Source organism: Actinoplanes sp. NBC_00393 (assembly GCF_036053395.1).
In the GTDB taxonomy this organism is placed as follows: domain Bacteria; phylum Actinomycetota; class Actinomycetes; order Mycobacteriales; family Micromonosporaceae; genus Actinoplanes.
On the sequence record NZ_CP107942.1, the window covers coordinates 4,684,854 to 4,697,867 of the forward strand.

At 73.5% G+C, this 13,014-nt stretch carries 9 protein-coding genes and 1 pseudogene; 3 read left to right on the plus strand and 7 right to left on the minus strand.

Annotated elements, in window-relative coordinates:
* Positions 1–66 precede the first annotated feature (66 nt).
* On the minus strand, positions 67–885 hold the full coding sequence (locus tag OHA21_RS22060) for a hypothetical protein (RefSeq protein WP_328476506.1): 819 nt from the start codon (positions 883–885) through the stop codon (positions 67–69).
* Between the two features lie 544 nt (positions 886–1,429).
* Between OHA21_RS22060 and OHA21_RS22065 the strand changes: the two genes are divergently transcribed.
* Both OHA21_RS22065 and OHA21_RS22070 read left to right on the plus strand, forming a co-directional pair.
* Positions 1,430–1,672: a hypothetical protein gene (locus OHA21_RS22065; RefSeq protein ID WP_328476508.1), complete on the plus strand. Its 243-nt coding sequence runs from the start codon at positions 1,430–1,432 to the stop codon at positions 1,670–1,672.
* Positions 1,673–4,212: 2,540 nt separating this feature from the next.
* The gene (locus OHA21_RS22070; protein ID WP_328476510.1) at positions 4,213–4,845 is read left to right on the plus strand and encodes a tetratricopeptide repeat protein; all 633 of its coding nucleotides are present in this window, start codon (positions 4,213–4,215) and stop codon (positions 4,843–4,845) included.
* A 354-nt stretch (positions 4,846–5,199) separates the two neighbouring features.
* On the opposite strand, the gene OHA21_RS22075 is transcribed toward OHA21_RS22070, so the two are convergent.
* From OHA21_RS22075 to OHA21_RS22100, 6 genes and pseudogenes are all read right to left on the minus strand, one after another.
* Positions 5,200–6,231 carry a GGDEF domain-containing protein gene (locus tag OHA21_RS22075; protein WP_328476512.1) on the minus strand — a complete coding sequence of 344 codons (1,032 nt, stop codon included), beginning with the start codon at positions 6,229–6,231 and terminating at the stop codon, positions 5,200–5,202.
* Positions 6,232–6,307: 76 nt separating this feature from the next.
* Positions 6,308–7,492 carry an ABC transporter permease gene (locus OHA21_RS22080; RefSeq protein WP_328476514.1) on the minus strand — a complete coding sequence of 395 codons (1,185 nt, stop codon included), beginning with the start codon at positions 7,490–7,492 and terminating at the stop codon, positions 6,308–6,310.
* A 20-nt stretch (positions 7,493–7,512) separates the two neighbouring features.
* Positions 7,513–8,181: pseudogene (locus tag OHA21_RS22085) on the minus strand (ABC transporter ATP-binding protein); the annotation flags it as partial.
* Positions 8,178–9,512: an efflux RND transporter periplasmic adaptor subunit gene (locus tag OHA21_RS22090; RefSeq protein WP_328476518.1), complete on the minus strand. Its 1,335-nt coding sequence runs from the start codon at positions 9,510–9,512 to the stop codon at positions 8,178–8,180. The pseudogene OHA21_RS22085 and the gene OHA21_RS22090, both read right to left, overlap by 4 nt.
* Positions 9,513–9,587: 75 nt before the next feature.
* A complete protein-coding gene (locus OHA21_RS22095; protein ID WP_328478484.1) occupies positions 9,588–10,301 on the minus strand; it encodes a L,D-transpeptidase family protein in 714 nt (237 codons plus the stop codon).
* Positions 10,302–10,486: 185 nt separating this feature from the next.
* Positions 10,487–11,344 (minus strand): CAP domain-containing protein, encoded by an 858-nt coding sequence (locus OHA21_RS22100; protein WP_328476520.1) that lies wholly within the window; start codon positions 11,342–11,344, stop codon positions 10,487–10,489.
* 303 nt (positions 11,345–11,647) lie between these two features.
* Here OHA21_RS22100 and OHA21_RS22105 point away from each other — a divergent pair, with 303 nt between their 5' ends.
* A complete protein-coding gene (locus OHA21_RS22105; RefSeq protein WP_328476522.1) occupies positions 11,648–12,946 on the plus strand; it encodes an acyltransferase family protein in 1,299 nt (432 codons plus the stop codon).
* Positions 12,947–13,014 lie beyond the last annotated feature (68 nt).

Consider the following 13,014-nt stretch of genomic DNA (forward strand, 5'->3'; position numbering starts at 1 on the left):
GGCCCGATCCGCCCGCCGGGCGGCCGCCGCACCCGCCGCGACGAGGCCGAATCCCGCCGTCCGGCTTCACTCCGCCGCGACGACCGGTCGGTGGCCGGGCGTGCCCAGGTCCCGGCCCAGCCCGACTCCTACGACGAGCCCGGCTCCTACGGTCAGTACCGCGACTACCCGGAACTTGAACGTGGCCAGCGCGGCACGGACCGCCGCCCGGCCGCCGGCTTCCCGGCGGACGATCGCTCGGCTTCTGGGTTCCCGGAGGACAGCCGCACAGCCGCTGGATTCCCGGAGGACAGCCGCACAGCCGCTGGATTCCCGGAGGACGGCCGCCCGGTCGCGCCGGCTCGGGGCTGGGACGGTGAGCGCTGGGAGGACGAGCGCGCCCTGGACGGTCCGCCCGCGGCGGGCGGCCAGCCCGGGGATGCCGCCGCGATCGCGGCCGGACCGGCAGAGCCTGCGGGTCGCCCGCGTCCCGACGAGCTCGCTGCCCGGCAGGACGAATGGGCTGCTCCGCAGGACGCCGGTGCCGGCGCTGTCGACTCGAACGAGCGGGTCGCCGGGACCGGCGGATGGGCTGCCCGGGACACCGGTGCTGGTGACCAGACTGCCCGGCAGCCGGAGACCGCCGAGGACGGCACGCCCGGCGAGACCCGTGCGCCCGAGGCCGAGCCGGGGAACCGCACCGGCGACCAGGGGCCTCGGGTGCTGCGGCGCGCTGACGCTCCCGTACCCCCGAAGGTTGTCAGGCGTGCCGACCCGCCACCGCAGCCGCGCGTCATCAAGGCCGACCCGCCGGTCACGCCGCGCGTAGTCGCTGCCCCGGCGCCGGTCCCTCCGGCGCGGGTGATCGGCGGACCCCAGCGTTCGGGCGCGAAGCCTGCTGCGCACGCGGAAGCCACCCTCGAAGTCCGGCCGATGGGCCAGCCCGGCGCAGGCGAGGGCTCCCGCGAGATCCGGCCGGTCTCCCCTGCTTCCGGGCGCTCCGGCGCCCCCGTCCCTCCCACTTCCGGGCGCTCCGGCACCCCCGTCCCTCCCGCCTCCGGGCGCTCCGGCGCCCCCATTCCTCCCGCTGCCGGTCACCCCGGCGGCCCAGCGGCCCCCGCGGACGGCCGCTCCGCCGTTCCTGTCCCGGCCGACGGCCGGACCAGCGTTCCAGTTCCGGTTGATGGCCGGCCCGTTGCTCCCGCGGCCAGTGCCTCCGGCGGCCAGGCGACCCCGGTTGACGGGCGCTCCGGCGGTCCTCTCGCGCCTGCCGACGGTCGCCCAGGCGTGCCGGTCAACCCGACCGCCGGCATCGCTGGAGGCCCGCAGGCACCGGTGGACGGGGTTCAGGACGTCCGGCCGCAATCCCCCGCCGCTGGCCCCCGAGACGGGCAGCCGCAGTCCCTCGCCGGCCCCCATGACGGACGGTCACAGTCCCTCGCCGGCCCCGATGACGGGCGACCGCAGTCCCTCCCCGGCGGCCAGCCAGGTGTTCCCGGGCAAGCACCTGCCGCAGCCGGACAGCAGGGCGCTTCCGGCCTACCTCCCGTCGTCGGAGGCGCTGGGCAGGGTGGCCCCTGGGCGCCGGCCGGTGGGTACGCGGGTGCGCCGGGTCAGCGGGATGTCGGGTCGTCTCGGCCGGATGGTCCGCAGTCTGCTGCCGGGCGTCCGACTGTTCCTGCGCCGCACGTGACCGGTGAGATCCGTACGGACGGGAACCGCTACCCGGGAGAGAACGCCGGTTACGGGCCTGATGTGCCGCAGCAGCGGTCGCGGCGTTCACCGCGTACCGCGCATGTCTTTCTCGCCGAAGGCGATGGTCCGTGGGCGATGGTCCCGGATGCCAACCCGCCGGCCGGCGCTCGCCCGGTTTCGCCGGCGCGGCCGCCGGTTCCGCCTGGCTGGGCGCCCACGTCGCAGGATCCGGCGGGAGCACGCCCGGCACCGGCCGCGGCTTGGCCGCCGGCTGGTCAGCCGCCGGCGCCGCCTGTAGTGGCGACCGATTCCGGACAGCCGGCAGCGGCGACTGCTTGGCCGCCTGCGCCGGTTCAGCAGCCTGCGGCCATTCCGCAGGTCCAGCCGCCAGGTCAGCCGGCTCAGCCGCCGGTCCAGCCGGGGCAACTGGTCCAGCCGCCAGTTCAGCCGGTTCAGCCAACGGCCCAGCCGGGACAGTCGCCTGCGGCGTATCAGGCGATCGCGCCGGCACAGCCGGTCGAGGCGGTTCAGCAGCCCGGGGCCATCTCACCGGCCGCGTCCGCGCAGCCGGTTCCGACAGCGTCGTCGGCACAGCCGTCGATGACCGAGTCGGCACAGCCGGTTTCGCCGGCCGCTTCGCGGTCGGTGCCTACGCCGGTCCAGCAGAGGACGCCGGTGAACCCGCCGGCCGCGCCCCGACCGCCTGCTGCGGTTCCGCCGCCCGTAGGGCTCCAGCCGTCATCTCCGATCCCGCCACCAGCCGGGCTGCAGCCGTCAGCATCCGCTGCGGCAGGGCTCCAGCCGTTGGCGCCGGTTTCGCCGTCTGCCGGGGCCCGGCCCCCTGCCGCGGTGCCGCCGCCGGTGGGGCTTCAGCCGTCGTCTCCGGCTTCGCCGCCTGCTGGGCCGCAGCCTGCCAGCCAGCCGCCTGCCGGGCCACAGCCTGCCAGCCAGCCGCCTGCCGGGCCACAGCCTGCCAGCCAGCCTGCCGGGCCGCAGTCGCCGGTATCTCATTCGGCGCCGGGCGCGGTCCAACCTCCGGCGGCGCTCCCGGCGGGGGTGCTTTCGGCGCCCGCTCAGCCACCTTCGGTTCCGGCCGCAGCTCAGCCGCCGGCCGTAGTCCCGGTACCGGTGCAGCCGCCGACTCCGCGGCATTCGGCCGAAGGCCGGTCGGCGGAGTCGGTGACGCCGCGCGGGGAGGGCTGGACCGGTTCGGATGTGCCTGCGAACGGCGATGCCGAACGGATCTCCGTTCCGGCGGCCCCGCGCGGAGAGGTGCCCGGAAGCCACTCAGGTCGGTCGGACGCACGTTCGCTCGCGGACGACCCAGGCAACTCGTGGGCGGCACCGACGCCGCCGGCAGGTATGCCGGCACAGGCTGACTGGCCGGGGGTACTCGGTCAGCCGAGTTCGGGCATGCAGCCGGGTTCGCCCGGTGGGCCTGGTGCGGCCGACGGACCGGCTTCAGCCACCCAGCCGGGATTCGACGGCCAGCCGGGATCGGCCGGTCGGGCAGCCTCAGCTGGTCAGGCGGGATCGGCCGGTGGGTTGGGTTCAGCCACTCAGCCGGGTTCGGTCGGTCAGCCGGGCTCAGCCGGCGGGCCGACGCAGGTCAGCGGGCCGCCAGCGGCGGGTTCCGGCTCCCCTTCGTCGAGCGGCGGGCAGCAGCCGGCTGCCGGTGGGGCTGCGGGGCGCGAGCAGATCGGTATGCCGGTGGCGCGGCCGGGTGCGGACGCGCCGTACCAGGATGCGGAGGGTGTCTGGCACAACCTGCGGCCTGTCGCGCGGCTGGACGTGGTTGGGCCGGATCCGGAGCCGCGCCGATACTCCGATACGGCGCTGGGCAGCGGGTGGTTTGTCACGAAGACGCCGGCGGCAGCGTCTCAGCCTGATGAGGGCGGCTCGGCCGGGGCCAGCGCGGCGGGACTGACGACGGACGGCAGCGCGGTGGCGCGACCGGGTGAGCCGCAGCCGGGCGACCGGGCTGGTGCCGGGCACCAAGCCGGCGAGAACGGCGGAGCCGGGCCGAAAGCCGATGGAACGGGCGATGCCGGACCGCAGGTGGATCAGGCCGCGGCTGGATCACAGACCGGCGAGGCGGCGACCGCGGGCGACAAAGCCGGCGCCGGGTCGCGGGCGGAAGCTCAAGCTGGAACTGGGACGCAAGCAGTTCAAGCCAGCACCGGGTCGGAAGCATGGGCTCAGGCCGGTGCTGAGTCGTATGCAGGATCTCAGGCTGGTACCGGATCGCACGCAGAAGCTCAGAATGGTGCCGGGTCCCACATAGAAGCTCAGGCTGGTGCCGGGTCGCACGCAGGAAACCAGGCTGGTGCCGGGTCGCACGCAGGAAACCAGGCTGGTGCCGGGCCGCTTGACAAGGCTGGTGCCGGGTCGCAGGCGGATGCCGGGGCGGCCGCGGACGGGAAGCGGACGGGTGGCGCGGAGGCGCAGCCGGGGCCGGAGCTGGCGCCGCATCTGCCGCTCACGGCGGCGGACCTTTCGGCGATTCGGTGGCGGCTGGATGGTGCGTCGCTGCGTGAGGTGGTCGACAACCGGGACGCGCTTCGCGAGTTGGGTGAGCGGCTCGACGGGCCCCTCGCGGACGAGGCTGACAATATCGTCAAAGCGGGGCTGCTCAGCGTACGCGCGGAGGTCTACCGTCTGCTCGGCGAGCTGGGGATGGCCGCGGCGGCCAGCCGGCTGGCTCTGGCGCACGCTGAGTCGGCGCAGGATCTGCAGTCGATGGTGATCGCTCAGGCGGAGTTGGCGCACGTGCTGCGGCTGCGTGGGGACTACCTGGAGGCGGACCGGCTGTTCCAGCGGGCGGTGGACGCGGAGGTGCCGGCGGCGGTGCGCAGCGTGGTGCACGAGAACGCCGGGCGGAGCTGCTACGACCAGGGGCGGCACATGGAGGCCCTGGATCACTTCGCCCGGGCGATCAGGCTCGGGGATCCGGAGGACACCGACCTGGTGGAGCGGATCGGGGTTTGCCTGGAGTCGGTCTACATCCACGTGCTGCGGGACGGCTGGGGCCCGTACCCGAGGCGGTCCCCGGAGATTCTCGGCCTGCTGAGCGAGCGTGCCACCGACGATGCGGAACCCGACGGCAGTCGGAACCCGAGTGGCATCGACGAACCCACCGCCGAACAGCCGGTCGTCCACCCCCGCCAATAGCAGCGATCGATCTTCGCCGGCTGACGCCCAGAACACCCCTCAACGGCCCGGAAGCAACACTGGCTGTCAGCCGGAGGTGCCCGGCTGACAGCCAGAACACCCTCAGACGCCCGGAAACGACGCTCAGCGTCAGCCGGACGGGAAAGGGCGGGCGGTAAGGGCTTGGTCGGCAGACGCCGGAGGAGGGCGGCTCACGCGCGCGGGCGACCGAGTAGGGACGGTCGGCGGGAGAAGCGTTTCCCGCGCGCTGCCGCAAGGGCATGGGTGGGCGGAAGCCGGGCGAGGCCGGCGCGCGGTGGCCGGCGGACTGAGGGGGTTGGCCGGAGCTGGGTGAGGTGGCCGGGTGGTAGGCCCTCAGTAGAGGGCGCCCACGTTGTGCGGGCTGGGGTGGGCGGCCAAGTGGCTGCGGCCACGACCGTCGGCCTTGGCCTGGTAGAGGGCGGCGTCGGCGACCCGCTGGAGGTCTTCCGCTGTGGTGGCGTGGTCGGGCAGCACGGCGATGCCGATGCTGAGCTGGGGTGGGCCGGAGGGCAGGTCCTCGGTGGCCAGGACGAGGTTGCGGGCCTGTTCGGCGTACCCCAGAGCGGTCAAGGGCCCGGCCTGCAACAGCACCGCGAATTCGTCGCCGCCCAGCCTGGCCACCAGGTGGTCGCCGGCGGGGGCGGCGGCGCGCAGCGCGTCGGCGACCGTGCGCAGCGCGCGGTCGCCGGTGGCGTGGCCCCAGGTGTCGTTGATGGTTTTGAAGTGGTCGACGTCGATCATGATCAGGGCGAACTGGCCGGTGCCGGCCGCGACGGTACGGGCGAGCCGCTCGTCGAACGCCCGCCGGTTGGCGACGCCGGTCAACGAGTCGGACGCTGCCTGGACCTGCAGAACCTCGCGCAGCCGGTCGTTGCGTTCGACCAGGGAGGCCACGACGATCGCGGTCATCGCCATGGCCACCGTGATCGCGATCCAGTCGTTCACCGCGGGGCCGGTCTCCATGTAGCTGAAGGCCACGCCGGCGTGCCCGGCGGAGATCGACAGGACCGTCGCGATGATCATCGGGCGGCTGAGGAAGGAGGCGGCGTAGAGCAGCGGCCACAGGTAGAACAGCTGGGCGCCGGTGGTGGTGTCCTTGGTGACCAGGTTGAGGCCGGTGACCACGGCGGCCGAGAGGAACGGCACGGACAGCCAGAACGGCCGGGGCAGCGAGCCGGGGCGGCGCAGGCAGACCCAGCCGATGATCAGGAAGGCGACGGAGGCGACGCCGAGGGCGACGAGTTCGAGGATCGGCGCGCCGATCTTCATGAGTACGCCGGTGACCAGGTTGTAGACGCCGGCGGCCAGCATCAGGTAGGCGACGGCACGGGCGGCACCGTGCTGGTCGCGTATCTGAAACGGCAAAGCGCCCTCCTCCGGGGTCCGTCTCTTCTTCGGCTCGCCGTCTGACCTTCTGAGCGGTTGGCCCCGGCGGGCCGCCTCACTCGGTACGCAACGCCACCACCGGGTCGAGCCGTCCGGCCCGCTGCGCGGGGACCACGCCGAAGACGATGCCGACCGCGGCCGACACCCCGAACGCGAGCGCCATCGACCACCAGGTCAGCGCGGCCGGCACCGGGCTGAGCCGGTCGACGAGCAACGCCGCCGACCCGCCCAGGAGCATGCCGAGCACCCCGCCGGTGGTGGTCAGCAGCACTGCCTCGAGCAGGAACTGCACGCCGATGTCGCGGGGCCGGGCGCCGACCGCCTTGCGCAGGCCGATCTCCTTGGTCCGCTCGCGTACCGAGACGAGCATGATGTTGGAGACGCCGACACCGCCGACCAGCAGGCTGATCCCGGCGATGGCGGCCAGGACGCCGGTGAGCACGCCGAGGATGTCGCCGAGCACGCCGAGGATCTGTTCCTGGGTGACCGCGCTGAAGTCGGTGTCCGGGTGGCGTTCGCTGAGCGCGGCGACCACGTCCGTGCTGAGCTGGTCGATCCGGTCCCGGTCGGGGGCGCGGATGGCCAGGCCGTCGATGCGGTTGGTGCCGAGCAGCCGCTGCGCGGCGGTGACCGGTACGTGTACCTCGCCGTCCCGGTCCACGCCGAGGCTCTGCCCGAGCGCCTCGAACGTGCCGATCACCCGGAACCGCACCCCGCCGATGGTCAGCTGCCGCCCGATCGGGTCCCGTTCGCCGAACAGGTCACGGGCCACCCCGGCGCCGAGGACCGCGACCCGCCGCCCGGTGCTCACGTCGGTGCGCGTCAGGTAGGCGCCGCGGTCGAGCCGGCGTACGAAAACGGTCGGGGTGCTCTCGGTGACCCCCTGCATGCTGGCGAATCCGGACCGCTGGCCGGCCCGGACGGTCTCCCCCGAACTGACCGTGACCGCGACCCGGGACCGGTCCCCGACGATGCGCCCGACCGCCTCGACGTCGTCGAGGGTGAGTGGCGACGACGTCGGCGCGGCGCCCGCTTCGAGCCGGCCGGGTACGACGATCAGCAGGTTGGAGCCGAGCCCTTCGACCTGCCGTTCGATCTGTTCCTTGGTGCCGGTGCCGATCGCGACCAGGGCGACCACCGCGGCCACCCCGATGATCACGCCGAGCATGGTGAGCATGCTGCGCAGCCGGTTGGCGCGCAGCGCGTCCAGGGCGACCCGCCAGGCTTCCGCGAGCCTCATCCGCTTTCCTCGCCGCCGAGGACGATCAGGCCGTCCTTCATCACGATCTGCCGCCGGGCGCGGGCCGCCACCTCCCGGTCGTGGGTGACCAGCACGACGGCCACCCCGTCGGCGTTGAGCGACTCGAGCAGGGCGAGCACGGACTGGCCGGTCGCCGAGTCGAGGTTGCCGGTCGGCTCGTCGGCGAGCAGCACCGACGGTCCGGTGACCAGGGCCCGGGCGATCGCGACCCGCTGCTGTTCGCCGCCGGACATCTGGTTGGGGCGGTGCCCGATCCGGTGGGCCAGGCCGACCCGCTCCAGCATCGCGGTGGCCCGCTCCCGGCGTTCGCGGCGGCCGATGCCGCGGTAGACCAGCGGCAGGCCGACGTTGTCCTGCGCGGTCGTGCGGGCCAGCAGGTGGAACGACTGGAAGACGAAACCGATCGTGGTGTTGCGCAGCTCGGCCAGCTCGTTGGGGCTGAGCGTGGCGACGTCGCGGCCGCCGATCACCAGGGTGCCGCCGGTGGGCCGGTCCAGCCCGCCGAGCAGGTGCATCAGCGTGGACTTGCCGGAGCCGGAGGTGCCGACGATGGCGACGTAGTCCCCCTCGCCGACGGTGAGCGAGACGCCGCGCAGGGCGGGCACCGACACCCCGTCGAGCTCATAGGTCCGCGACACGTCGGTCGCCACGATCGCGGCACCGGTCATTGCGGCGCCTCGGCGCCGGCCTCCACCTGGTCGGCGCCGGCCACCACGATCTGCTGGCCGGCCTCGACCCCGGACAGCACCTGTACGGTGTCCTCGCCCTGCACCCCGAGGCGCACCTGTGCGGCCTCGTACCGCCCGTCCTGCACGGTCCAGACGGTGTCCTTGCCGTCGGCGCTGACCACGGCCGAGGCGGGCACGGTGACCGCGTCGGTGGCCTGCCGGACGTTCAGCCGGATCACCGCGCTCATCCCGGGCCGTGGGGTGGGCGCGGTCTCGCCGCCGTCGGCGAACGTGCCCGCGCCCAGGTCCAGCCGCACCCGGTAGGAGATGCCGCCCCGGGCGGAGGTGGTGGGCAGCAGGTCGGCCGCGCGGACCGTGGCCGGATAGGTGGCGCCGGGCGCGGCGTCCAGCTCGGCCACGGCCCGGACACCCGGCTCGACCAGCAGCACGTCGGTCTCGTCGACCTCGGCGGCCAGCCCGAGCCGGCTGACGTCGACCACGGTCAGCACCGGGGTGCCGGCGGCCACGTAGCCGCCCTCGGGCACGGCGCTGTCCACCCCGGCCGTCCCGCTCGCGCCGGTGATGTTGGCCGGTGCGGAGCCGCCGCTCTGCAGCAGGTCGGTGAGGGAGCCGCCACCGGACGGGGCGGTGCCGCCGAGCTGCACCACCCCGGCCACCGGGGCACGCAGGGTCAGCGCGTCCACGGCGGCGTCGGCCAGCTCGTACGCCTGCTCGGCCTGCAACCTCTGGGCTTCCGACAGCGCGCCCATCGCCCGGCCCAGCGACGCGACGCCCTGCTGGACCTGCCGCACCGCGGCAGCGGCAGCGGAGGAGGCCGCCGCGTACTGTTCCTCGGCCGCGTCGATCTGGTGGCTCAGTGTCTTCTTCACCTGCGGGTCGGCGATCTGTCCGGCGGCCTCACGGGCCTGGTCGAAGGCTTTCGCCGCCTGCTTGTCGGTGCGGTGGCGGACCTCGGTGAACCCGGCGGTGCCGCCGGACGGCAGGCCGCCGCCGGAGGGCGCCTGGTCGAGCGCGTCCTTCGCGGCGTCGCGGCGGCGTTCCAGCTCGGGTGACTCGATGACGGCGAGCACCTCACCCTCGGCGACCTTGTCGCCGGAGGCGACCAGCAGGTCGGTGACGGTGCCGGCGGCCGGTGCGGTCAGGGTCGCGGCAGTACGCGCGGTGACCGTCCCGGGCGCCTCGACGATCTCGTCGACCGTGCCGATGGTGGCGGTGCCGAGCCGCACCCCGGTGGGTTCGTCGTCACAGGAGGCCGCGGTCATTCCGAACAGCACCAGGAGACCGGCCGCGATGATCACCGTGCGCTTCACAGACGCCACTCTATGCCGCGAAATCACGAAGGGCCGCCCCCGCGAGTCGGAGGCGGCCCGTCGACAGCGTGCGGATCAGGTGCCGGGCCGGCGCCCGAAGACCTTCACCGTCATGCCGATCTTGCCGATGCTGTAGAACTTCTTCGCGTCCTGGTGGAGCAGGTTCACGCAACCGTGCGAGCCGCGCCACTTGTCGTGGATGTAGGTCGTGGTCTCGTGGAAGCCGCGCCCGCCGATGAAGCGCTGCCAGTACGGCAGCCACACCTCGTACGGGTCGGACCACTCTTTCTTCGTCCGCTTGTTGATCTTGAAGGTGCCGGCCGGGGTCCGGTAACCCTTGTACCCGGTGCGGGTGACCGTCGGCTTGACGTGCACCTTCCCGTTCTTCATCACCCAGGTCGTCTGAAGGGTCAGGTTGACGCAGAAGGTGATGCCCGACTTCTTGGCCTTGCAGGCCGACGTCTTCGTCCCCGCCAGTCGCTTGGCGACGTCGAAGGTCGTCGGGCCGGCCAGGCCCTTGGCCGGCTGGATGCCGAACCGCTTCTGGAACTTCACGATCGCGGCGCAGTCGGCGGCGGACTGCTTGCCGTCGACCGTAACCGTCCCGTAGCCGCCCAGTTGTTTGAGGTAACCCTCGACCTGCTTCTGATACTTGCCGGTCGCGCACGACGCGGCAGCCGCCTTGGTGACCACCGTGGTGGCCACGGCCGCGGTCACCGGCGCGGCCGCACCGGCGCTCGCCGGTGTCAGCGCGAACGCACCGAGACCGCCACCCACCAGCACCGCCATGACGGCGCCGGCGAGGCGGGCGGAAACCCGTCTCCCTGCCAAAGTCTTCCTCCCCAGGAATGTTGGTCCGCACATCGAAGCACAGCCGTCCCACCAGTGATGCGCAGGGAAGGACAGTGACACGAAACTGGGATGCCATCGGCATCCCAGTCGTCGACATGAGGTTCCGGGGAGTCAGCGCAGGGTCAACGGGGAGTAGCGAAGTCCTGCACCCAGTACGTGGTGTCGTCGCGCGCGATCGCCAATCCGACACCGACCTCGTCGAGGCGGCAGTCCAGGATGTTCTCCCGGTGCTGCGGGCTGTTCATCCAGTCGGTCACCACCTCGTACGGGGTGGCCTGGCCGCGGGCGATGTTCTCGCCGTAACGCTGCCACGCGTACCCGGCCCGGGCCACCCGGTGCCCGGCCCGGTCGCCGCGCGGCCCCTCGTGCGCGAAGTAGCCGCGCCGGGCCATGTCCGCCGCGTGCCGGTTGGCCGCCTCGATCAGCCGCCGGTCCACGGACAGCGGCCCGCAGCCGTGGTTGCGGCGGTTGCGGTTGACCAGGGCGAGCACCTGCTGCTGCACCGGGGCGTACGGGCTGGACGAGATCGAGGACGGGGACACCGCGCTGCGGGCGCCGGCGAACGGGTCGGCCTGCGGCCGGGCGAAACCGGGCAGTTGCCGGTTCAGGCGCTGCCGGGGCGCTTCCCGGTCGGGCGTCTCCCGGACCGGCGTCCGCCGCGCCGGAACCGACCGTGACGGCGCGGGCACGGCCGACGATGCGGACGGCAGCGCGGAAGGCGAGGCGGACTGCGAGGCGGACTGCGAGGGCGAGGGCGAAGCGGAGGGATGTCGCGTCGGCGGGTCCACCATCGGTTCGCCGGCCCATTCGTCCACGTCGGGGAACGGGCCGAGCAGGTCCTCCCCCACCGGATCCTCGAAGATCCAGATGTCCGACGCATCCGCGCCGTCCGGTGACTCCTGCGCCAGCGCGGTCGCGGTGACACCGCCCGCCGCCAGCACCGCGGTCGCCGCACAGAGCGCTACCAGAGGTTTCCGCATGCCCGGTCGTTCTCCCATCGGTCCGCGCGCCCCGGCCGTTCCGGAGCGCTCGCGAGTTGACCAACGTCGCGAGTGGAGACCGGGTCACTTCGCCGCCGGGCCCGGCGTCACCCCCGGTCACGGCGACGATCTCTTTCCGGTACGCGCTGAGCTGCGCGAACACCTTTTCCGGGTACGCACGGACGTCGCACAATCGCACGGGAAATCCGTCTGGTTCCCCCGGCCGGGGTAATCCGGCGAGCCGGACTTTGCCGACCGATCCGGCGGTCCCGGCATCGGGGACACCGTCGCTACGGTTTCGCGGTGCGTAATCGATACCTGGACCTGCTTCGTGCCGCAGCCATCATCCGGGTGATCGTCTACCACCACTTCGGATGGCCCTGGCTGTCCATCGTGTTCCCGGCCATGGGCGTCATGTTCGCCGTCGCCGGGTCACTCACCGCGGCTTCCCTGCAGCGGCGCCCGGCCGGGCAGGTGGTGGTGTCCCGGATGCGGCGGCTGCTGCCCCCGGTCTGGCTGTTCGGGCTGATCACCGTGCCGGCGATGCTCTACTTCGGCTGGGCGGCCGAGACCGACGGCCAGCACCCGTTCCGGCCGGCGGCGCTGCTCTTCTGGGTGCTGCCGCTCGGCGACCCGCCCGGCAGCGACGAGGCGGCGTTCGTCTGGGACGCCCTCTGGTACGTGCGCACCTACCTGTGGTTCGTGCTGCTCTCCCCGCTGCTGTATCCGCTGTTCCGGCGGGTCGGCTGGCCGCTGCTCGGCGTACCCCTGCTGATGATGTTGATCTTGGAACACGGTGACTTCGGCATGCCGGCGAGCGCCGAGTCCGCGCTCTGGGACCTGGCGACCTATGGTGCGTGCTGGCTGGCCGGCTTCGCCCACCGGGACGGCCGCCTCGGCCGGCTGCATCCGGCGGTGGCCGGCCTGGCCTTCGCCGCGCTGGCCGGCGCCGGGCTGTACTGGCTGTGGCAGCACCACGCGGAGACCGGCTGGGACTTCAACGAGGTCTCCGAGGCGCAGGCGGTGTACTCGCTCGCTTTCGTGCTGCTCTTCCTGCGCTGGCAGCCGCCGATGGACCGGATCGAGCGGATCGCGCCGGTGCACCGGCTGATCACCCTGCTCAACGCCCGGGCGGTGACCGTCTATCTGTGGCACGGCGTGGCGATCGCCGCGGTCTGGCCGGTCCTGGAACGCACCGGGCTGGACGACCTCGGCGAGCTCGAGGGCCCGCTCACGCTGGCGGTGACGTTCGCGCTGGTCGCCGTCTCGGTGCTGATGTTCGGCTGGGCCGAGGACCTGGCCGCACGGCGCCGGCCCCGGCTGTGGCCGGCCGGCAGCGAGCCCGCGACGGCGCCGGAGCCGGTGAAACCCGCGGTGGACTGGGTCGGCCCGATCCCGGCCGGCTGGCCGGAGACGCCTCGCGACGCGGACCCCGGCCCGCCGGGCGACTCGGACCTGCCGGTGGCCGGGCGGCCGGTGCCCGGGTACGCGCCCCCGCCGCGCGCCGGATACCAGCCGGGCCAGCAGCGGTCCGGGTACGAAGGTGTGCCCTGGTCCGGACACGAACCCGCCCCGCTGCCGGGGCGCAACGAGCACTACTGAACAGGCGGGTCCCGGCGCGCGGATGGGCGGCCGCGCGCCGGGGCCGGCCCCTGCGGCGGACCCGGCAC

Coding starts and splice junctions, on each gene's coding strand:
- OHA21_RS22080 (WP_328476514.1), bottom strand. CDS start 7,492: ATGAGGCTCGCGGAAGCCTGGCGGGTCGCCCTGGACGCGCTGCGCGCC.
- OHA21_RS22100 (WP_328476520.1), bottom strand. CDS start 11,344: ATGCGGAAACCTCTGGTAGCGCTCTGTGCGGCGACCGCGGTGCTGGCG.
- OHA21_RS22065 (WP_328476508.1), top strand. CDS start 1,430: ATGACGGGCGACCGCAGTCCCTCCCCGGCGGCCAGCCAGGTGTTCCCG.
- OHA21_RS22095 (WP_328478484.1), bottom strand. CDS start 10,301: ATGGCGGTGCTGGTGGGTGGCGGTCTCGGTGCGTTCGCGCTGACACCG.